This is a genomic window from Shinella sp. (assembly GCF_035998705.1).
Lineage (GTDB): Bacteria > Pseudomonadota > Alphaproteobacteria > Rhizobiales > Rhizobiaceae > Shinella.
The window spans coordinates 19,671-39,570 of sequence record NZ_DASYHH010000029.1 but is presented as its reverse complement, the minus strand read 5'-3'; the positions used below and the strand labels follow the sequence as shown (position 1 = coordinate 39,570).

The window sequence follows — 19,900 nt, the reverse complement described above, 5'->3', positions numbered from 1 at the left end:
TCCTGACGTTTCCCGCCTTGCTTTCCCTGCAATTGTCTGATCAAGATCACCTTATGTTCCAGAATTCGCCCAGTTGCTTCATCAGTGCCGTGTGGGATCGCCTCGTCGGCATGGTCTCGGATGCCGCCAGCAACGTGCTGTCCGGCGTGGTGGAAGCCGTGCGTACCCTCTTCGAGGGTGATCCGGAAACGCGCAAGCAGGTCGCCTTTTCCATCGCGATGATCGCGCTTTCCGCCAAGATGGCGAAGGCCGACGGCATCGTCACGACGGCCGAAGTGGATGCCTTCAAGGACATCTTCAAATATCCGGACAACCAGGCGGCCAATGTCGCCCGGCTGTATAACCTCGCGCGCCAGGATGTCGCCGGCTACGAGGCCTATGCGGAAAAGATGAAGGCGCTCTGCGTCTCCTGCGAGAAGAATTGCCCGATCCTGGAAGACATCGTCGACGGCCTGTTCCATATCGCCAAGGCCGATGGGCTGATTCACGAGAACGAGATGGCCTTCCTCGGCCGCGTCGCGGAAATCTTCGGCATGGCCGACGAGCGCTTCGAGCAGATCACGGCGCGCCACGTCCATGTCAGCGGCCGCGACCCCTACAAGGTGCTGGGTGTCAAGCCGAGTGACGACTTCGCCGATATCCGCAAGCGCTACCGGGTGCTTGCCTCGGAGAACCATCCTGATAGGCTGGTGGCGCGTGGCGTGCCGGCCGAGTTCCATCAGATCGCGAACGACCGCATGGCCGCGCTCAACGCTGCCTATGAGGCGATCGAGAAGGAACGCTGCGCTGCATGAGCGCATTCACATGTGACTATGCCGGTGCGACCGCCGCGCCGTCGCCGAACTTCGGCGAACGGGCGGGCGGGCGCTCCCCGGACATCATCCTCCTGCATTATACCGGCATGGCAACGGCAGACGGCGCGCTGAAGTGGCTCTGCGCGCCGGAAAGCCAAGTCTCCTGTCATTACTTCGTGCACGAGGACGGGCGCGTCGAGCAGCTCGTGCGCGAGGCGGATCGCGCCTGGCATGCGGGAAAGAGCGTCTGGAAGGGCGAGGCCGACATCAATTCGGCCTCCATCGGCATCGAGATCGCCAATGCCGGCCATCCCGGCGGGCTGCCGGATTTCCCCGAAAAGCAGGTGAACGCGGTCGTCGAACTGTGTCTCGATTGTGGCAGAAGGTGGGACATTGCCCCCGAGCGGGTGCTGGCGCACAGCGATGTGGCCCCCATCCGCAAGGTCGATCCGGGTGAAAAATTCCCCTGGGGACGCCTTCATGCGGCAGGTGTCGGGCACTGGGTGACGCCGTCGCCCATCGCTGGTGGTCGCTTCTTTCAGCGCGGCGATAAGGGTCAACCCGTCGAGGCCTTGCAGACGATGCTGTCGCTCTACGGCTATGGCACTGAAATCAATGGGTTTTACTCGGAAAAAACCGAAGGCGACGTTGCCGCTTTCCAGCGCCACTTCCGGCCGGAACGGGTCGATGGCATCGCCGATTTTTCGACCATCGATACGCTGCACAGGCTGCTTTCCGCCCTGCCGCGGCTGGCCGCCTGACGGCCTTTCCGAATATTCGAATATTACAGGCTGTAACAGAAGTTTACCGCTTCGCCACATCCTGACCCGATTGGCCATGTCTTTTCCGGCTGCGTTCAGTGCAGCGCAACATGCGGTCAGGGCCTGATCGCGATCAACGAGGATCGAGACGTTTGCGCAGGTTGTGCGGCTTGAGATGCCGCCGGCCAAGGCTCTGCCTTTGCGCCTTTTGGAGACGAAAACTAGATGAGAAGACTTCTTGCTGCCCTTAGCGCGGCCTGCTTTTGTGTGTCCGTTTTTTCCGCCGGAATGGCGCATGCCGAATCCACCAGGGGACCGGCTAAAAAACAATATCTCTTCCAGCCCTCCGCCAAGGAGGATGCCGCCGGCAAGACGAAGACCCACAAGGCTTCCAGCAAGGCAAAATCCCAGAAGGTTGCCAGCAAGACGAAATCCCGGAAAGTTTCCGGCAAGCGCTCCAAGCGCACGAAAGTGATCGACAGGGACGGCGTGGTCGTCGGCAAGCTGAAGACCTTCGACAGCACGACAGGTTACCCCAAGGCGGAAAACCCGTTGACGGCGGACCTCAAGTCGGCGAGCTATTCCAGCCTGATCCAGACCTATGCGAAGACCTACGGCGTTCCGGTGGATCTCGCCCATGCCGTCGTTCGCGTCGAGAGCAATTTCAACCCGCGGGCTCGCGGCAGCGCCGGCGAAATCGGCCTCATGCAGATCAAGCCCGCGACGGCACGCGCCATGGGCTATAGCGGCGGCGCCAAGGGGCTCTACGATCCGGAAACGAACATCAAGTTCGGCATGAAGTATCTCGCCATGGCCCATGAACTCGGCGGCGGCACGACCTGCGGCACGATCCTCAAGTACAATGCCGGCCACGGCGCCAAGCGCATGAACCCGGTCTCCAAGCGCTATTGCGGCAAGGTCCAGAGCATCATCGACTGAGGTCGGTGACGGGCGATTTTTCGCGGGCTGGATTTGGCCCGCGGGCATGCTATGCCGTCGACAGATAGGTGAGGGTCAAGCATGGATCGGCATTTCGATTTCGTCGTCGTGGGCAGGGGCATGATGGGGGCTGCGGCAGCGCGGCACCTGTCCAGAACGGGCGCCTCCGTGGCGCTCGTCGGCCGGGGCGAACCGGCCGACTGGCAGAACCATGACGGCGTCTTCTCCAGCCATTACGACAGCGGCCGCATCACCCGCACGATCGACCAGGACCCGGACTGGGCGCTGCTCGCCAACCGCTCCATCGCGCGCTATCGCGAGATCGAGGCGGAGAGCGGCATCGCCTTCTACGGCGAGACCGGTTGCCTGCTCAGCGGTCCTGCCGGCAGCGATTTCGTCAATTCGGTCGAGGCGGTGGCGAAGCGCCATGGGCTCGACGCACCCTTGCTCGACCGGGCGGAACTGCGGGCGCGTTTCCCCTGGTTCGACCTGCCGGAAACCTCGGCTGGCGTCTTCGAGGCGAAGGGGGCGGGTTATGTCGACCCGCGCAAGCTCGTCGCCGCGCAGATCGTCTGCGTCGAAAAGGCGGGCGGCGTTTGCATCCCGGAAGACGTGGTCTCGGTGATCGATGCCGGCGAATGGGCGACCGTGACGCTGAAGTCGGGCGCGGTGGTGACGGGCGGGCGCGTGCTGGTGGCGACCGGCGGCTTTTCGCGTGCACCGGGATTGCTGCCGAAGGTGCCGGCGCTGGTCGTCAAGGCGCGCACCGTCGTGCTGGCGCAGCTTTCGCCCGAACAGGTGGCGGCTTACCGGGGCATGCCGTCCTGGATCGACGAGAGCACCGTCCCCTCGGAGCATTTCTACTTCCTGCCGCCGATCGTCTATCCCGACGGCCATTCCTATCTCAAGATCGGCGGCGATCCGACCGAGGTCGAGATCGAGGAGGAGCAGGCGATTCGCGACTGGTTCCGCGGCGAAGGTGGTCCGGAAGCGATCGCCCATCTCAAGCGGCTGCTTTTGCGCTCCGTGCCGGACCTCGATCCGGTGCGGCTGATCTCCGTTCCCTGCGTCACCACCTACACGGTGCACGGCTATCCCTATGCCGGCTTCGTCGGGGGCGAGCGCGTGGCCCTTCTGACGGGCGGCAACGGGGCGGCGGCGAAAAGCTCCGACGAGATCGGCCGCATCGGCGCGGACCTGGTGATTCGCGGAAAAATGGATGAACCGGACTATGCGACGGATTTTGCCGTTCATTTCCGCTGAGCCTATGGTCTTTCCGTTCCGCATGGGCTAGTCAGCGCCTGCCAGTTGGCCGGGCAGCCGCGCTTTGCAAGGGTCGAAAGGCCGCAGGGTGAGGAAAGTCCGGGCTCCACGGAAACACGGTGCCGGATAACGTCCGGCGGGGGCGACCCCAGGGAAAGTGCCACAGAAAGCAAACCGCCTTCCCCGGAAGGTAAGGGTGAAAGGGTGGGGTAAGAGCCCACCGCGGCCCTGGCGACAGGGCTGGCAAGGCAAACCCCACCGGGAGCAAAACCGAATAGGGATGACGCGAAACGCGCAAGCGTTTCAGCCCGTTTCCGGGCCGGTCATCCGGGTGGGTTGCAAGAGGCCGGGCGCAAGTCCGGTCCCAGATGAATGGCTGCCACGTTCCGGCGAAAGCCGGAGCCATACAGAACCCGGCTTACAGGCCAACTGGCAAAAAACCTCCTCTCGTTCATGATTTTTCATGACGCGCTAATGCGCTGAATTCCTTGGGCTTCGCGCAGGACTTGCCGCGCGTTGAAATGCACGCGCGCGGCGTTTCGGAATGTGTAAATACAAGGCCTTGGGCGGCGTTCTCTAACCATTTGTTAAACTTAACGCCTTATAAACGTTTGACGGTCTGAGGACCGGGAAAGAGGTTCCTTCCCATTGACGCCCATATGGTCCCATGGTATCCCAAACTCACACTACACGAGGACGCATGAGCGTCCGACCATCGCAAAGCTTTGAGGCTAACCGGCTGGGGACGGTGCGACGCGAACGCGTTGCATCCGGGCTGGTCCATGCGCGTGGTGTTGTGTTGGTTATGCCGGGGCGGATGCACAGCGTTCCGGTAGGGGAAGCGGCTGTAGCGTGTCATGAACCGATTCCTGTCGAATGCGACAAACAGGATCGATGCAAAGGGGAGGGTTTCCGTCCCTTCGGCATTTCGTTCCGTTCTGTCGCAACGCGACATCCGGGAGCTGTATTGCTTTCAGGATTTCACCTTTCCGGCCATCAGCGTCGGTGGGCTGGATTTGCTCGATCGTTTGGAGCGCCAGATCGCCAGCGAGGATGTTTTTTCGCCGAAAGCCAATCGGATGTCGCTCCTCATTCACGGGGGCGGCGTCTTCATGAAGCTCGATTCGGAGGGGCGCCTGCCGGTCACGGATTTCATCCGGGACTATACGGGCATCACCACGGACGTGACCTTTGTCGGTCGGGCGGATCATTTTCAGCTCTGGGCACCGCAAGCATTCGAAGAGACGCAGGCGACGGCCCGGGAAGAGTTCAGGACGCGAGGTCTGGGCTCGGGATAAGACGGAGAATCGGAATGGCGGCGGATCTTGGCGGAGGTTTCACTGATGCCGATGACGGACCGGTTCGTCACATTCCGGTTCTTCTCTCCGAGGTCGTCGCGGCGCTCGCGCCGAAACCCGGCCAGGTCATTCTCGACGGCACGTTCGGGGCAGGCGGCTACACATCCGCCATTCTTGCAGAGGGCGCCAGCGTCATCGGGCTCGATCGCGATCCGAACGCGATTGCCGGCGGCCAGCCGCTGGTCGAAGCCTCCGGCGGCAGGCTTTCCCTTATACACTCCCGCTTTTCCGCGCTTGCCGACCATGCGCCCGCCGGCGGGCTCGACGGCGTCGTGCTCGATATCGGCGTCTCCTCCATGCAGATCGACGAGGCCGAGCGCGGTTTTTCGTTCCAGAAGAACGGGCCGCTCGACATGCGCATGTCCGCGTCGGGCGTTTCGGCGGCCGATGTCGTCAACCGGGCAAAAGTCTCCGATCTCATCCGCATCTTCGGCTTCCTCGGCGAGGAAAAGCAGGCCGGTCGCATCGCGCGTGCCATCGAGAAGGCGCGCGAGAAGGAGCGCTTCACCACGACGCGCCAGCTTGCCAACCTCATCGAGCTGACGACGCCGCGCAAGGCCAAGGACAAGATCCATCCGGCGACGCGCGTCTTCCAGGCGCTGCGCGTCTTCGTCAATGACGAGCTCGGCGAACTTGCCGAGGCGCTGTTTGCCGCCGAGCGTGCCTTGAAGCCGGGCGGGCGGCTCGTCGTCGTCAGCTTTCACTCGCTGGAAGACCGCATTGTGAAGAAATTCTTCCAGGATCGCGCCGGAAAGGCTGCCGGATCCCGTCATTTGCCGGAAGTTCACGATAAAGCCGCAACCTTCGCACCAGTCGGGCGCCCTATGGTGGCCGCCAGCGACGAGGAGAGTGCGGTCAATCCGCGTGCAAGATCCGCGAAGCTTAGGGCAGGCGAGCGCACCGGCGCTCCTGCCGGGACGGATGATCTGTCCATTTTCAACCTGCCCAACCTTGCCAGCCTTGAGAAGATGGGAAGCTGAGTGATGTTCCGTACCCTTGATGTCGTGATGATCGCCGTCATGACCGCAGCAGCAACCGTCACCTACTCGATCAAGCACCAGGCCGAGAACAAGCTCGAGCAGGTGCGCAAGCTCGATGCCGAGATCAAGCTGGAAGAGGACACGATCGACCTGCTGAAGGCCGACTGGGCGCTGCTCACCCAGCCGAACCGCCTCAACCGCCTGGTCAAGGCCTACGAGACCGACCTGAAGCTCGTGCCGACCGAATCGACCCAGCTCGCCCAGCCGAGCGAATTGCCCATGGCGACCGCCGAACTGCCGGCGCTGGAGCCGGCGAAGGACGAAAAGGTCGCCCAGGACGGCAAGAAGACCAAGAAGAAGAGCACGGACGCAATCCAAACCGGATCGGTGGCCAACTGATGTCGTTCCTCTCCCGCATCATGGACCTCAAGAGCAAGGCGCATTTCAACGCCGGCGGCAACAACAACACCCGGTCCGGCGGCAATGGCGGCCAGGCCTTCGAAGGCACGCGCAAGCGCACGGGGTCGCAGGCCCGCAGCCGCGTCGCCGTCATCATCTGCTGCTTCGGCATGGTCTATGCGGTCATCGGCGGGCGTCTGGTGCAATATGGCATGGCCTCGCCGGAGAGCGTTTCCTCGATCGGCCCGGCCGACCACCTGATGGCCTCGCGCCCCGATATCGTCGATCGCAACGGCGAAATCCTCGCCACCGACATCCGCACCGTTTCGCTCTATGCCGAACCGCACAAGATCGTCGATGCGGACGAGGCGGTCGAAATGCTCGCCACCGTGCTTCCGGAACTCGACCGGCGCGGCATCTATCGCAAGCTCACCTCCAAATCCCGCTTCCAGTGGCTGAAGCGCCAGCTGACGCCCAAGCAGCAGAGCCGTATTCTCGCGCTCGGCATTCCCGGCGTCGGCTTCCGGCCGGAAAAGCGCCGCTTCTATCCGGGCGGCGTCACCGCCTCGCACATCGTCGGCCACGTCAACATCGACAACCGCGGCATTGCCGGCATGGAGCGCTACATCGACAGCCAGGGCCTCGCCGACCTTGCCGCGATCGGCATGACGAGCGACGCCAAGCTGGAGCCGGTGCGGCTTTCGATCGACCTGCGCGTCCAGGCCATCGTGCGCGACGTCGTCGCGACGGGCATGGAGAAATACAAGGCGCTGGCCGCCGGCGCCGTCGTGATGGACGTGCATACCGGCGAAATCCTCGCCATGGCCTCCGTGCCGGACTACGACCCGAACAACCCGGCCGAAGGCGCCAAGGACGGCTGGATGAACCGCATGTCGAACGGCACGTTCGAGATGGGCTCGACTTTCAAGAGCTTCACCACGGCGATGGCGCTTGATTCGGGCAAGGTGAAGATCACCGACAGTTTTGACGCGCGCGCGCCCATCCGCATCGGCGGCTTCACCATCAAGGACTTTCACGGCAAGCACCGGGTGCTGACCGTGCCGGAAATCTTCCAGTATTCGTCCAACATCGGCACGGCCAAGATGGCCGATGTCATCGGCATTGCCGGGCACAAGGAATTCCTCACCCGCCTGGGCCTGCTGACGCGTCTCGAAACCGAGCTGCCGGAGGTGAAAACCCCGACGCAGCCGCGCGAATGGAAGAAGATCAACTCGATCACCATTTCCTTCGGCCATGGTGTCTCGACGACGCCGCTGCAGACGGCGGTGGCTGCCGCCGCCCTGATGAATGGCGGCATGCTGATCAACCCGACCTTCCTGCCGCGCACGGTCGAGGAGGCGAACGAGGTCGCCAAGGTCGTCGTCAAGCCCGACACGGTCGATAAGATGCGCTACCTCTTCAAGCTCAACGCAAATGACGGTTCCGGGCGCCGCGCGCTCGTGCCGGGCTTCAATGTCGGCGGCAAGACGGGCACGGCCAACAAGGTCGTCGGCGGGCGTTATTCCAACACGCAGAACTTCAACGCCTTCCTCTCCGCCTTCCCGATCGACGACCCGAAATACGTGGTCCTGACCTTCATCGACGCGCCGCAGACGGGCGAGGGCGGGGGCCGCACCGCCGGCCTCAACGCCGCCCCGATGGTGGGCGAGATCATCCGCCGCTCGGCAGCCCTTCTCGGTGTAAAGCCGAAATTCGGTGAGGACGGGTCTGCCTTGCTTGTGTCTTATTGAATGGAGAAGACGGGACGCCGATTCGGAAGCGAAACGGCGGCCCATGGAAAGCAACAGAGCAGACAATGAAGATCAGTGACCTCGCCGGACCCGAAACCAACGACCTCTCCGCCGCTGCCGCGATAGACGTCAGCGGCATTACCAGCGACAGCCGGAAGGTGAAGCCGGGCGACCTCTTCGTCGCCCTTTCGGGCACCAAGGCCGATGGCAGCGCCTTCGTTGCCGATGCCGTTTCCCGCGGTGCCGCCGCCGTCGTCGTTTCGTCCGGAGCCTCCATCGACGCCGCCGTTCCGGTCATTTCCGTTGCCGAGCCGCGCCGTTTCCTGGCGCTTGCCGCCGCCCGTTTTCATGGCCGCCAGCCGGAAACCATGGTCGCCGTCACCGGCACGGCGGGAAAGACCTCCGTCGCCTCCTTCACCCGCCAGATCTGGGCGCATGCCGGCCACGCGGCCGCGATGATCGGCACGACCGGTGTCGTCGCCCCCGGCCGCAACGATTACGGCTCGTTGACGACGCCCGATCCGGTGTCGCTGCATGAACTGCTCGCCGAACTTGCCGATGCCGGCGTCACCCATGCCGCGATGGAAGCCTCCAGCCATGGCCTCGACCAGGCGCGGCTCGACGGCGTGAAGCTCGCCGCCGCCGCCTTCACCAATCTCGGTCGCGACCATATGGATTACCATCCGACGGTCGAGCACTACATGTCCTCGAAAATGCGGCTGTTCGATACGCTGCTGCCGAAGGGTCTTCCCGCCATCATCTATGCCGACGACGAATGGTCGGCCGAGGCGATCGGCGTGGCGCGCAAGGCCGGGCTGGACGTGCGCACGGTCGGCCGCAAGGGCGACTATCTCGCGCTGAAGCGCGTCGAACATTTCCGCCACAAGCAGACCGCCGAGGTGCATGTCGGCGACGATATCTATGAAGTGCACATTCCGCTCGCCGGCGATTTCCAGGTGGCGAATGCGCTGGTCGCGGCGGGCCTCGCCATGTCGACCGGTGTTTCCGCTCCCGTCGCGATGGAAGCCCTCGAAAAGCTCATCGGCGCCGTCGGCCGCCTCGAACTGGTCGCCCACGCCAAGAACGGCGCGCTCGCCTATGTCGATTACGCCCACAAGCCGGATGCGCTGGAAAACGTGCTGACCTCCGTTCGCCCCTTCACGGCGGGCCGTGTCATCGTGGTCTTCGGTTGCGGCGGCGACCGGGACAAGGGCAAGCGGCCGATCATGGGCGAGATCGCCACGCGCCTTGCCGACGTGGTCATCGTCACCGACGACAATCCGCGCTCCGAAGTGCCGGCCGCCATCCGCGCCGAGATCATGGCAGCCGCCAAGGGCGCCACCGAGATCGGTGACCGCGCGGAGGCGATCCGCTGCGCCGTGCGGATGTTGCGTTCCGGCGATACGCTGATCGTCGCGGGCAAGGGGCATGAGGAGGGGCAGACCGTCGGCACGGTGAAGCTGCCGTTCTCCGACCATGCCGAACTGCGTAAAGCGCTGGAGGAGCTCGACCGGTGAAATGGCTCTGGACCAGCGCTGATCTCGTTGCGGCCATGCATGGCCGTCCCATCGGCAACCTGCCGCAGGGCGTGACCGGCATTTCCATCGACAGCCGCGCGATCGGCCCCGGCGAAGCCTTCTTCGCCATCAAGGGCGACCGCGTCGACGGCCATGATTTTGCAAGCTTCGCCGTCGCCAATGGCGCCGCACTGCTCGTCGTCAGCGAGGGCAAACTGCCGGCGCTCGGCCGGCTCGTGACGCCGATGATCGTGGTGCCGGACGTGCTCCAGGCTTTGGTCAATCTTGGTTGCGCGGCGCGCGATCGCACGGCGGCCCGGATCATCGCCGTCACCGGCTCGGTCGGCAAGACGACCAGCAAGGAGATGCTGCGCCAGGCGCTCGCGCCCTCCGGCAGCGTGCACGCTTCCGTCGCCTCCTTCAACAATCACTGGGGCGTGCCGCTGACGCTCGCCCGGATGCCGGAAACCACGGATTTCGGCATTTTCGAAATCGGCATGAACCATGTGGGCGAGATCCGCCCGCTGGTCGCCATGGTGCGCCCGCATGTGGCGATGATCACGACGATCGCGCCGGCCCATCTCGGCAATTTCCGTGACTTGGAAGAGATCGCCGCCGCCAAGGCCGAAATCTTCGAAGGCGTCGTGCCGGGCGGCCATGCCATCCTCAACCGCGACAACGAGCAGTTTGCTTTCCTCGAAAAGGCGGCGAAGGCAGCCGGCGTTGCGCATATCCACAGTTTCGGCGCCGATCCGAAGGCGGAGTTCCGCCTGCTCGATTTCATGCCGAGTGCTGAGGGTGGTCTGCTTCGCGCGGCGATCGGCGGGCAGACGCTGGAAGTGCCGATGGGTGCGCCCGGCCGCCACATCGCGGAAAACGCCGTGGCCGTGCTCGGCGCCGTTCACCTGACCGGCGGCGATATCGAGAAGGCGATGGCGGGCCTTGCCACCATGCAGGCCGAAAAGGGCCGTGGGCGCCGCTACCAGCTTGCCACGGATGGCGGCTGGTTCACGCTGATCGACGAAAGCTACAATGCCAACCCGGCCTCGATGCGCGCCGCAATCGCGCTCTTACGCGATGCCGAGCCGCATGAGGGCGGCCGGCGCATCGCCGTGCTCGGCGATATGCTGGAAATGGGCGAGCACTCGCCCTCTGTTCACGCCGGCCTTGCCGAACCGCTGGTCGAAGCCGGCATCGGCGACGTCTGGCTTGCCGGCCCCGACATGGCGGCGCTGAGGGATGCGCTGCCGGAGGGCGTGCAGAGGGAATATCGCGACACCGCCGACGACCTTGCCGCTTTCGCGCTCGGCGCAGTGCGGGCGGGCGACGTGCTGGTCGTCAAGTCGTCGAAGGGCACGGGATTCAGCCGCATCGTGGCGGCCCTGCTTGACAAATATCCGGCGTTCTCCGAGAGGGGACGCGAGAGTTGAGGGGGTTCGGCCGGGCTTAAAGCAATTCCAGCAAAAGTGCGAAAGCGGTTTTGCGTCCGGAATTGCGTCAGACAAAAAGCCCGCCGGACCTCGCTTTTTATGTGATTTTCCCATCTCGGCCGGTCACGCCGGGATGATTCGGGGAACCTTTTGGGGAAAGGGTGACAATGCTGCTTTGGCTCGTCGAGCTCGCGAACACCGTTCAGGTGTTCAACCTGTTCCGCTACATTACCTTCCGGACGGGCGCTGCGCTGTTCACCTCGGCCACCATCGTCTTCCTGTTCGGGCCGATGATCATCGCCTCGCTGCGCATCCGCCAGGGCAAGGGCCAGCCGATCCGCGCCGACGGGCCGCAGACCCACTTCAAGAAGGCCGGCACCCCCACCATGGGCGGCCTGATGATCCTCGCCGGCATCGTCGGCAGTGCGCTGCTCTGGGCGGATCTCTCCAACGTCTACGTGGTCGCGACGCTGCTCGTGACGCTGGGCTTCGGCGCCATCGGCTTCTACGACGACTACCTGAAGGTCACCAAGCAGACCGACAAGGGCTTTTCCGGCAAGGCGCGCCTCGCCCTGGAATTCATCATCGCGGGTGCCGCCACCTATTTCATGATGCGCGCCTCGCTCGCGACGGGACCGGCGGGGTCGACCTTCGGCTCCTCGCTCGCCTTTCCCTTCGCCAAGGATTTCATGGTCAATCTCGGCATCTTCTTCGTGCTGTTCGGTGGCTTCGTCATCGTGGCGGCCGGCAATGCGGTGAACCTGACGGACGGCCTGGATGGCCTCGCCACCGTTCCGGTGATGATCTCGGCTGCCTCCTTCGGCGTCATCGCCTATCTCGCCGGCAACGCGGTCTTCGCGAACTACCTGCAGATCCATTTCGTGCCCGGCACGGGGGAACTGGCCGTCGTGCTCGGCGCGGTCATCGGCGCCGGGCTCGGCTTCCTGTGGTTCAACGCGCCGCCCGCCGCCATCTTCATGGGCGATACCGGGTCGCTGGCGCTCGGCGGCCTGATCGGCACGGTGGCCGTCGCCACCAAGCACGAGATCGTCATGGCGATCATCGGCGGCCTCTTCGTCATGGAGACGCTGTCGGTCATCATCCAGGTCGCCTCGTTCAAGCTCACGGGAAAACGCGTCTTCCTCATGGCGCCGATCCACCACCATTTCGAGAAGAAGGGCTGGACGGAAAGCCAGGTCGTCGTGCGCTTCTGGATCATCGCCGTCGTGCTCGGCCTGGTCGGCCTCTCCACGCTCAAGCTGCGGTGAGGCTTCGATGATCCCGGTCACCACCTTCAAGGACAAGGCGGTCGCGCTCTTCGGGCTCGGCGGCTCCGGCCTTGCGACGGCGCTGGCGCTCGCCGCCGGTGGTGCCGACGTCACCACCTGGGACGATAGCACTGCGAGCGTCGAGAATGCCGCTGCTGCCGGCGTGAAGACCGGGGACCTGCGCAATCTCGACTGGAGCAAGATCGCCGCGCTGGTGCTGTCGCCCGGCGTGCCGCTGACCCATCCCAAGCCCCACTGGAGCGCCGATCTCGCCCGCGCCGCCGGCGTCGAGGTGATCGGCGATATCGAGCTTTTCGTGCGCGAGCGCCGGGCGCATGCGCCGGATTGCCCCTTCATCGCCATCACCGGCACGAACGGCAAGTCGACCACCACGGCGCTGATCGCCCATATCCTGAAATCGAGCGGCCGCGACACGCAGCTCGGCGGCAATATCGGCACGGCCGTGCTGACGCTCGATCCGCCGAAGGCCGGCCGCTTCTACGTGGTCGAGTGCTCGTCCTACCAGATCGACCTCGCGCCGACGCTGAACCCGTCCGCCGGCATCCTGCTCAACGTGACGCCCGATCATCTCGACCGGCACGGCTCGATCGAGCATTATGCCGACGTCAAGGAACGCCTCGTCGCCGGCAGCAGGACGGCGATCGTCGGCGTCGACGACAGCTATTGCGAACGCATTGCCGACCGCGTCGAGCGGGCCGGCACGAAGGTCGTGCGCATCTCCAAGCGCAATGTGCTCGCCGATGGCATCTATGCCGAAGGTTCCCGTCTTGTTGTCGCCCGGAGTGGCGCGACGCATGAAATCGCCGACCTCGCGCCGATCCAGACGCTGCGCGGCGCCCACAATGCCCAGAACGCTGCGGCTGCCGTCGGCGCCTGCCTTGCGGTTGGTGTCGGCGAGGACGAGATCCGCGCCGGGCTTGCCTCCTTCCCGGGCCTGAAGCATCGCATGCAGCCGGTCGGGCACAAGGGCGACACGCTGTTCGTCAACGATTCCAAGGCCACCAATGCCGATGCCGCGGCTCCGGCGCTGTCGAGCTTCGAGCGCATCTACTGGATCGCCGGTGGTGTTGCGAAAGAGGGCGGCATTTCCACGCTCGGCGACTTCTTCCCGAAGATCGCCAAGGCCTATCTGATCGGCGAGGCGGCGCCCGCCTTTGCGGCGACGCTCGGCGAGGCGGTGCCGTTCGAGATGTCCGGCACGCTGGAGCGGGCCGTCGAGGACGCGGCGGCGGATGCTGGGCGGGACGGGAGCGGCCCCGTCGCCGTTCTTCTATCCCCGGCTTGCGCAAGCTTCGACCAGTACAAGAACTTTGAAGTCAGAGGCGATGCCTTCGTGAAACATGTCGCGGCGCTGCCGGGCGTGTCCATGTTGGTCGAGGTTTAGGATGGTATCGGGGTTTTCAGCCTTGCTCCTCTCTCCGCCGTCATCCTCGGGCTTGACCCGAGGATCCATTGACGCTGCGCGTGCCGCGTGGATCCTCGGGTCAAGCCCGAGGATGACGGAGGGGAGGAGCATAAGGCCGCAGATCCGGAACCGCTCAGCGAAGGAACTTGATAATGGTTAGTCGTGCCGAACGTGGTGCATTGGCGGACTGGTTCTGGACGATAGACCGGTTCTTCCTCGCGGCCTTCATCCTTTTGATGGGCCTCGGTTTCATGCTGTCGTTTGCGGCAAGCCCGCCGGTCGCCGAGCGTCTCGGGCTCGACAGCTTCCACTTCGTCAAGCGCCATGCGGTGTTCCTGCTGCCGGCGATTGCCGTGATGTTCGGCATCTCCTTCATGTCGCCGCGACAGGTGCGGCGCGCGGCGATGATCCTCCTCGTCATTTCGCTGGCGGCCATGGTGCTCGCGCTGTTCTTCGGCGTCGAGGTCAAGGGGTCGCGGCGCTGGATATCGATCGGCAGCTTCTCCATCCAGCCGTCCGAATTCATGAAACCGGCCTTCGTCGTCATCTGCGCCTGGCTGTTTGCCGAACATGCCCGCCAGCCGGAAATCCCCGGTAATCTCTTCGCCATCATTCTCTTCGGCATCGTCGCGGCCCTGCTCGTCGCCCAGCCCGACCTTGGCCAGACCATCCTGACGGCCGCCGTCTGGGGCGGCATGTTCTTCATGGCCGGCATGCCGTGGCTGTGGATCATCGTGCTCGGCGGTGCCGCCGTCGGCGGGCTTTTGACGGCCTATACGTTCCTGCCGCACGTGGCGGGCCGTATCGACAAGTTCATGACCGGCGAGGGCGATACGTTCCAGATGGATACGGCGCGCGAGGCCATCATCCGCGGCGACTGGTTCGGCCAGGGGCCGGGCGAGGGCATCGTCAAGCGCATCATCCCGGACAGCCATACCGACTTCATCTTCTCCGTCGCGGCGGAAGAGTTCGGCATCCTGTTCTGCATGGTCATCGTGCTGATCTTCGCCTTCGTGGTGATGCGCGGCCTCAACCATGCCTTCAAGGAGCGCAATGATTTCACGCGCTTTGCCGTCGCCGGCCTCGTGCTGCAGCTCGGCACGCAGTCGATGATCAATATCGGCGTGAACCTCGAACTGCTGCCGGCCAAGGGCATGACGCTGCCGCTGATCTCCTACGGCGGGTCGTCGATGGTCGCGATCTGCGTGACGGCCGGCTTCATCCTGGCCCTGACCCGCCACCGCCCGGAAAAGCGCGCCTCCGAGCGCAGCCTTTTCCGCGGCGGCATCGTCGCGGCAGCGGAGTGACGGCAGCGATGGTGCGTGCGGGTTTCGCCCCCCTCTGCCCCGCCGGGCATCTCCCCCCCAAGGGGGGAGATCGGCTGGAGGCGAAGCGGTGCCACAATTCGATCTCCCCCCTTGAGGGGGAGATGCCCGGCAGGGCAGAGGGGGGTATGTCCTCCGCAAGGCATGAGGCATGCAGCCGATGAGCAAAGGAATCGTTCTTCTCGCCGCCGGGGGCACCGGCGGCCATCTCTTTCCGGCAGAGGCGCTGGCGCATGAGCTGAAGGCCGGCGGCTGGTCGGTGCATCTCGTGACGGACAGCCGCGCGGAGCGTTTTGCGGGGGAATTCCCGGCGGACGAGATCCATGTCGTGCCCTCCGCGACGATCGGCTCGAAGAACCCGATCAGCGTCGCCCGCTCGCTCTTCACGCTGTGGACCGGCATCCGTGCCGCGCGAAAACTGATGGCGCGGCTGAGGCCGAAGGTGGTCGTCGGTTTCGGCGGTTATCCCACCGTGCCGCCGCTGCTGGCTGCGACCGGCATGGGCATTCCCTCGATGATCCACGAGCAGAACGCCGTGATGGGCCGCGCCAACAAGGCGCTCGCCAACCGCGTCAAGGCGATTGCCGGGGGCTTTTTGCCGGAGACCGGTGGTCAATATGCCGACAAGACGGTGACGACGGGCAACCCGGTGCGCCCCGCCGTGCTTGAAGCCGCGACCATTCCCTACGAGCCCTCGACGGATGGCGAATTCCGTCTCGTCGTCTTCGGCGGCAGCCAGGGCGCGCAGTTCTTCTCCAAGGCCATCCCCTCGGCGATTGCCGCGATGGAACCCGCCGACCGCGCACGGTTGAGAATCACCCAGCAGGCGCGGACGGAAGACCGCGACGAGGTGGTGCGCACCTATGCCGAGCTCGGCATTCCGGCCGATGTCTCGCCCTTCTTCAACGACATGGCGGCGCGCATCGGGCGGGCGCATCTCATCATCAGCCGCTCGGGCGCGTCGACGGTTTCGGAAGTCTCGGTCATCGGCCGGCCGGCCGTGCTCGTGCCCTATCCCTATGCGCTGGATCACGATCAGGCGGCGAATGCGGCGGCTCTTGCCTCGGGTGGTGGGGCTAAGGTCATTGCGCAGGCGGAGCTTTCCACGGAACGGCTTGCCGGCATCGTTTCCAAGGCGATGCACGATCCGGCCCGCATGACGGCCATGGCCGAGAGCGCCAGGAAGGCCGGAAAACCGGACGCCGCGCGCTTGCTCGCATCGATGGTAGAGGCTATTGCGGGCGGCAGGACGATAGCACAATTCAAGGGAGAACGGCCATGAAGATGCCGCAGAGCATAGGGCTCGTTCATTTCATCGGCATTGGCGGCATCGGCATGAGCGGCATTGCCGAGGTGCTGCACAATCTCGGCCACAAGGTCCAGGGCTCCGACCAGGCGGACAGCGCCAACGTGCAGCGCCTGCGCGAAAAGGGTATCGAGGTCTTTGTCGGCCACAAGCCGGAAAATCTCGGCGAGGCGGAAGTCGTCGTCGTCTCGACCGCCATCCGCAAGAACAATCCGGAACTCGTCGCGGCGCGCGAAAAACTGCTGCCGGTCGTGCGCCGGGCCGAAATGCTCGCCGAGCTGATGCGCTTCCGCAATGCCATCGCCATCGGCGGCACGCATGGCAAGACCACGACGACCTCGATGGTCGCGACGTTGCTCGAAGCCGGCGGGCTCGATCCGACGGTCATCAATGGCGGCATCATCAATGCCTACGGCACCAACGCCCGCATGGGCGAGGGCGAGTGGATGGTCGTGGAGGCCGACGAATCGGACGGCACCTTCCTGAAACTGCCCGCCGACATCGCCGTCGTCACCAATATCGACCCGGAACATCTCGACCATTACGGCAATTTCGATGCCGTGCGCGCAGCCTTCCGCCAGTTCGTGGAGAACGTGCCGTTCTACGGTTTCGGGGTCATGTGCCTCGACCATCCGGAAGTGCAGGCGATGGTCAGCCGCATCGAGGACCGCAAGGTCATTACCTATGGCGAAAATCCGCAGGCCGACGTGCGCTTCGGCAATATCCGCATGGACGGCGCGACCTCGGTCTTCGACGTGGAGATCCGCCGCCGCCGCACGGGGCAGGTGATTTCGCTCAAGGACCTGCGCCTGCCGATGCCCGGCCGTCACAACGTTTCCAATGCGACGGCGGCGATTGCCGTGGCGCAGCGTCTCGGCATGTCGCCGGAGGCGATCGCGAAGGGCTTGGCGAGTTTCGGCGGCGTCAAGCGTCGCTTCACGCTGACCGGCACCTGGAACGGCGTCAGCGTCTATGACGATTACGGCCACCACCCCGTCGAGATCAAGGCGGTGCTGCGCGCCGCGCGCGAGGCCTGCGCTGGCCGAATCATCGCGATCCACCAGCCGCACCGCTATAGCCGCGTGGCGAGCCTGTTCGAGGAATTCGCCGGCTGCTTCAACGATGCCGACACCGTGATGATCGCGCCGGTCTATGCGGCGGGCGAGGATCCGATCGAGGGTGTGAGCGCGGAAGAGCTGGTTTCGCGCATCAAATCCGGCGGCCATCGCGATGCGCGCTTCCTGCAATCGCCGGAAGCATTGGCGCCGATCGTCGCTACCATTGCAAAGCCTGGCGACTTTGTGGTTCTCTTGGGGGCTGGCAGCATTACATATTGGGCGCAGGCGCTGCCGAAGGAACTGGCAGACATTTCGGGGCAGGTGGCATGAAGCAGGTGGATGGTGCAAAACTACTGGCGTCGCTGGGCGAGGGGATCGGGCAAGTCCGCGGCCGCCTGACGCCGGATGCACCGATGGACCGCGTGACGTGGTTCCGCGCCGGCGGCCTTGCCGAGCTGATGTTCCATCCGCATGACGTCGACGATCTCGTCACCTTCCTCAAAATCGTGCCGGAAGAGGTGCCGCTCACCATCGTCGGCGTCGGCTCGAACCTGCTGGTGCGCGACGGCGGCATTCCGGGCGTCGTCATCCGGCTCTCGGCCAAGGGCTTCGGCGATGTCGAGCTTGCCGGCGAGAACCGAATCAAGGCGGGCTGCATCTGCCCGGACAAGAACCTTGCCGCCATGGCGCTCGACCACGGCATTGCCGGCTTCGAATTCTATTACGGCATTCCCGGCGCGATCGGCGGTGCACTGCGCATGAATGCCGGTGCCAACGGCGGCGAGACGAAGGATGTCGTCGTCGAGGTGCATGCCGTCGACCGCAAGGGCAAGCAGCATGTGCTGAGCAATGCGGACATGGGCTACACCTACCGCAAGTCCGCAGCGTCCCCCGACCTGATCTTCACCCATGCGGTGTTCCAGGGGCAGGCGGGCGACAAGACCGAGATCCGCGCAAAAATGGATGCCGTGCGCCAGCACCGCGAGACGGTGCAGCCGATCCGCGAAAAGACCGGCGGCTCGACCTTCAAGAACCCGGAAGGCCATTCCGCCTGGAAGCTGATCGACGAGGCAGGCTGCCGCGGTATGATGATCGGCGGCGCGCAGATGTCGCCGATGCATTGCAACTTCATGATCAACACCGGGCAGGCGACGGGCTACGAGCTCGAATATCTCGGCGAGACCGTGCGCAGCCGCGTGCTGGAACATTCCGGCATCCTGCTGCAATGGGAAATCAAGCGCCTCGGCAGGTTCATGCCGGGCTATGATGTGAAAGAATTCCTGGGCCGCGCAACGGCCTGATACGTCGTACCCTTGCGGGGCTTCGCGGGCGTTTTCTGACGTCGCGCCACTCCCTCTTCCCCATCAGGCAAGTGTCCGGTGCGCGACGCGCCCTGCTTGCGCAGGGTCGATGGGGGCTCTCTTGTTCAAAAACTCTCCGCCGAATTCATCGGCACCTGTCGTCATCGGCGCCGTGGTCTGGAGGTTGTCGGCGAAAACGATTGAGCGAACAAAAATTCCCTTTTCATTCAGCTTCCGTTCAGTCAAGTTTGGTGAAAACATGGCAGATCGCGCAGTGGTTGCGCGGTTCGGCGCCGCTCCGGCGGCGTTCGCACTAGGGGGAGCTTTCATGTTCAAGAAACTTTCTGCCGAATTTCTCGGTACGTTCTGGCTTGTCTTCGGCGGTTGCGGCAGTGCCGTGCTTGCCGCCGCCTTCCCGGATGTCGGGATCGGCTTTGTCGGCGTCTCCTTCGCCTTCGGCCTGACCGTGCTGACCATGGCCTATACGGTCGGCGGCATTTCCGGCGGGCACTTCAACCCTGCCGTTTCGGTGGGCCTGGCGGTTGCCGGCAAGTTCCCGGCGGCAAGCCTCGTGCCCTATATCGTGGCGCAGGTCGTCGGCGCGGTCGTGGCTGCGGGCGTGCTCTACCTGATCGCTTCCGGCAAGGCCGGTTTTCAGGCGGGCGGTTTTGCCTCGAACGGTTACGGCGAGCTGTCGCCGGGCGGCTATTCGCTGACGGCGGCGCTCATTGCCGAAGTGGTGTTGACGGCGTTCTTCCTCATCATCATCCTCGGCTCGACGCATGGCCGCGCGCCGGTTGGTTTCGCCCCCATCGCCATCGGCCTCGGCCTGACGCTGATCCATCTCGTGTCGATCCCAGTGACGAACACCTCGGTCAACCCGGCGCGTTCCACGGGCGTGGCGCTCTTTGCCGAGACGGCGGCGCTGTCGCAGCTCTGGCTGTTCTGGCTTGCCCCGATCGTCGGGGCGGTGATCGGCGCCGTCGCCTGGAAGATCGTCGGCGAAGACGACTGATCGCAGGGC

Annotated in this window: 18 protein-coding genes and 1 other RNA gene; 18 read left to right on the top strand and 1 reads right to left on the bottom strand. The window is 64.5% G+C overall.

The features are described from left to right. Window positions 1-53: 53 nt before the first annotated feature. The 17 genes from VGN93_RS27195 (at window position 54) to murB (ending at window position 18,876) form a co-directional block, all read left to right on the top strand. Complete coding sequence (locus VGN93_RS27195; RefSeq protein WP_319317415.1) at window positions 54-794, top strand: DnaJ family molecular chaperone; 741 nt, start codon at window positions 54-56, stop codon at window positions 792-794. Next, window positions 791-1,555, top strand: coding sequence for an N-acetylmuramoyl-L-alanine amidase (locus VGN93_RS27190; protein ID WP_327510091.1), 765 nt, complete (start codon window positions 791-793; stop codon window positions 1,553-1,555). Before VGN93_RS27195 ends, VGN93_RS27190 begins: the two co-directional genes overlap by 4 nt. A gap of 288 nt (window positions 1,556-1,843) precedes the next feature. Continuing rightward, window positions 1,844-2,494: a lytic transglycosylase domain-containing protein gene (locus tag VGN93_RS27185; protein WP_413818655.1), complete on the top strand. Its 651-nt coding sequence runs from the start codon at window positions 1,844-1,846 to the stop codon at window positions 2,492-2,494. An 81-nt stretch (window positions 2,495-2,575) separates the two neighbouring features. Further along, window positions 2,576-3,757: an NAD(P)/FAD-dependent oxidoreductase gene (locus VGN93_RS27180; protein WP_327510089.1), complete on the top strand. Its 1,182-nt coding sequence runs from the start codon at window positions 2,576-2,578 to the stop codon at window positions 3,755-3,757. Between the two features lie 41 nt (window positions 3,758-3,798). After that, window positions 3,799-4,194: RNase P RNA component class A (rnpB, locus tag VGN93_RS27175), an RNA gene on the top strand. A gap of 420 nt (window positions 4,195-4,614) precedes the next feature. Continuing rightward, window positions 4,615-5,055: a division/cell wall cluster transcriptional repressor MraZ gene (mraZ, locus tag VGN93_RS27170; protein ID WP_327510088.1), complete on the top strand. Its 441-nt coding sequence runs from the start codon at window positions 4,615-4,617 to the stop codon at window positions 5,053-5,055. 14 nt (window positions 5,056-5,069) lie between these two features. Beyond that, complete coding sequence (rsmH, locus tag VGN93_RS27165) at window positions 5,070-6,095, top strand: 16S rRNA (cytosine(1402)-N(4))-methyltransferase RsmH (protein WP_327510087.1); 1,026 nt, start codon at window positions 5,070-5,072, stop codon at window positions 6,093-6,095. Window positions 6,096-6,098: 3 nt separating this feature from the next. After that, window positions 6,099-6,494, top strand: coding sequence for a cell division protein FtsL (ftsL, locus tag VGN93_RS27160; RefSeq protein ID WP_319317434.1), 396 nt, complete (start codon window positions 6,099-6,101; stop codon window positions 6,492-6,494). After that, window positions 6,494-8,245 (top strand): penicillin-binding protein 2, encoded by a 1,752-nt coding sequence (locus VGN93_RS27155; protein ID WP_319317437.1) that lies wholly within the window; start codon window positions 6,494-6,496, stop codon window positions 8,243-8,245. The genes ftsL and VGN93_RS27155 overlap by 1 nt, the downstream gene beginning before the upstream one ends. Window positions 8,246-8,310: 65 nt before the next feature. After that, a complete protein-coding gene (locus tag VGN93_RS27150; RefSeq protein WP_327510086.1) occupies window positions 8,311-9,762 on the top strand; it encodes a UDP-N-acetylmuramoyl-L-alanyl-D-glutamate--2,6-diaminopimelate ligase in 1,452 nt (483 codons plus the stop codon). After that, the gene (locus VGN93_RS27145; RefSeq protein ID WP_327510085.1) at window positions 9,759-11,192 is read left to right on the top strand and encodes a UDP-N-acetylmuramoylalanyl-D-glutamyl-2,6-diaminopimelate--D-alanyl-D-alanine ligase; all 1,434 of its coding nucleotides are present in this window, start codon (window positions 9,759-9,761) and stop codon (window positions 11,190-11,192) included. The genes VGN93_RS27150 and VGN93_RS27145 overlap by 4 nt, the downstream gene beginning before the upstream one ends. A 167-nt stretch (window positions 11,193-11,359) precedes the next feature. Beyond that, a complete protein-coding gene (gene mraY, locus VGN93_RS27140; protein WP_319317446.1) occupies window positions 11,360-12,460 on the top strand; it encodes a phospho-N-acetylmuramoyl-pentapeptide-transferase in 1,101 nt (366 codons plus the stop codon). Window positions 12,461-12,467: 7 nt separating this feature from the next. Continuing rightward, window positions 12,468-13,865, top strand: coding sequence for a UDP-N-acetylmuramoyl-L-alanine--D-glutamate ligase (gene murD, locus VGN93_RS27135; protein ID WP_327510084.1), 1,398 nt, complete (start codon window positions 12,468-12,470; stop codon window positions 13,863-13,865). A 173-nt stretch (window positions 13,866-14,038) separates the two neighbouring features. Then, complete coding sequence (gene ftsW, locus VGN93_RS27130; RefSeq protein WP_319317452.1) at window positions 14,039-15,193, top strand: putative lipid II flippase FtsW; 1,155 nt, start codon at window positions 14,039-14,041, stop codon at window positions 15,191-15,193. A 178-nt stretch (window positions 15,194-15,371) separates the two neighbouring features. After that, complete coding sequence (gene murG, locus VGN93_RS27125; protein WP_327510083.1) at window positions 15,372-16,493, top strand: undecaprenyldiphospho-muramoylpentapeptide beta-N-acetylglucosaminyltransferase; 1,122 nt, start codon at window positions 15,372-15,374, stop codon at window positions 16,491-16,493. After that, window positions 16,490-17,905 (top strand): UDP-N-acetylmuramate--L-alanine ligase, encoded by a 1,416-nt coding sequence (murC, locus tag VGN93_RS27120; protein WP_319317458.1) that lies wholly within the window; start codon window positions 16,490-16,492, stop codon window positions 17,903-17,905. Before murG ends, murC begins: the two co-directional genes overlap by 4 nt. Next, window positions 17,902-18,876 (top strand): UDP-N-acetylmuramate dehydrogenase, encoded by a 975-nt coding sequence (murB, locus tag VGN93_RS27115; RefSeq protein ID WP_327510082.1) that lies wholly within the window; start codon window positions 17,902-17,904, stop codon window positions 18,874-18,876. The genes murC and murB overlap by 4 nt, the downstream gene beginning before the upstream one ends. A 63-nt stretch (window positions 18,877-18,939) precedes the next feature. On the opposite strand, the gene VGN93_RS27110 is transcribed toward murB, so the two are convergent. Further along, window positions 18,940-19,212: a hypothetical protein gene (locus tag VGN93_RS27110; RefSeq protein WP_327510081.1), complete on the bottom strand. Its 273-nt coding sequence runs from the start codon at window positions 19,210-19,212 to the stop codon at window positions 18,940-18,942. Between VGN93_RS27110 and aqpZ the strand changes: the two genes are divergently transcribed. After that, window positions 19,205-19,891: an aquaporin Z gene (aqpZ, locus tag VGN93_RS27105; RefSeq protein ID WP_319317463.1), complete on the top strand. Its 687-nt coding sequence runs from the start codon at window positions 19,205-19,207 to the stop codon at window positions 19,889-19,891. The genes VGN93_RS27110 and aqpZ overlap by 8 nt on opposite strands. Window positions 19,892-19,900 lie beyond the last annotated feature (9 nt).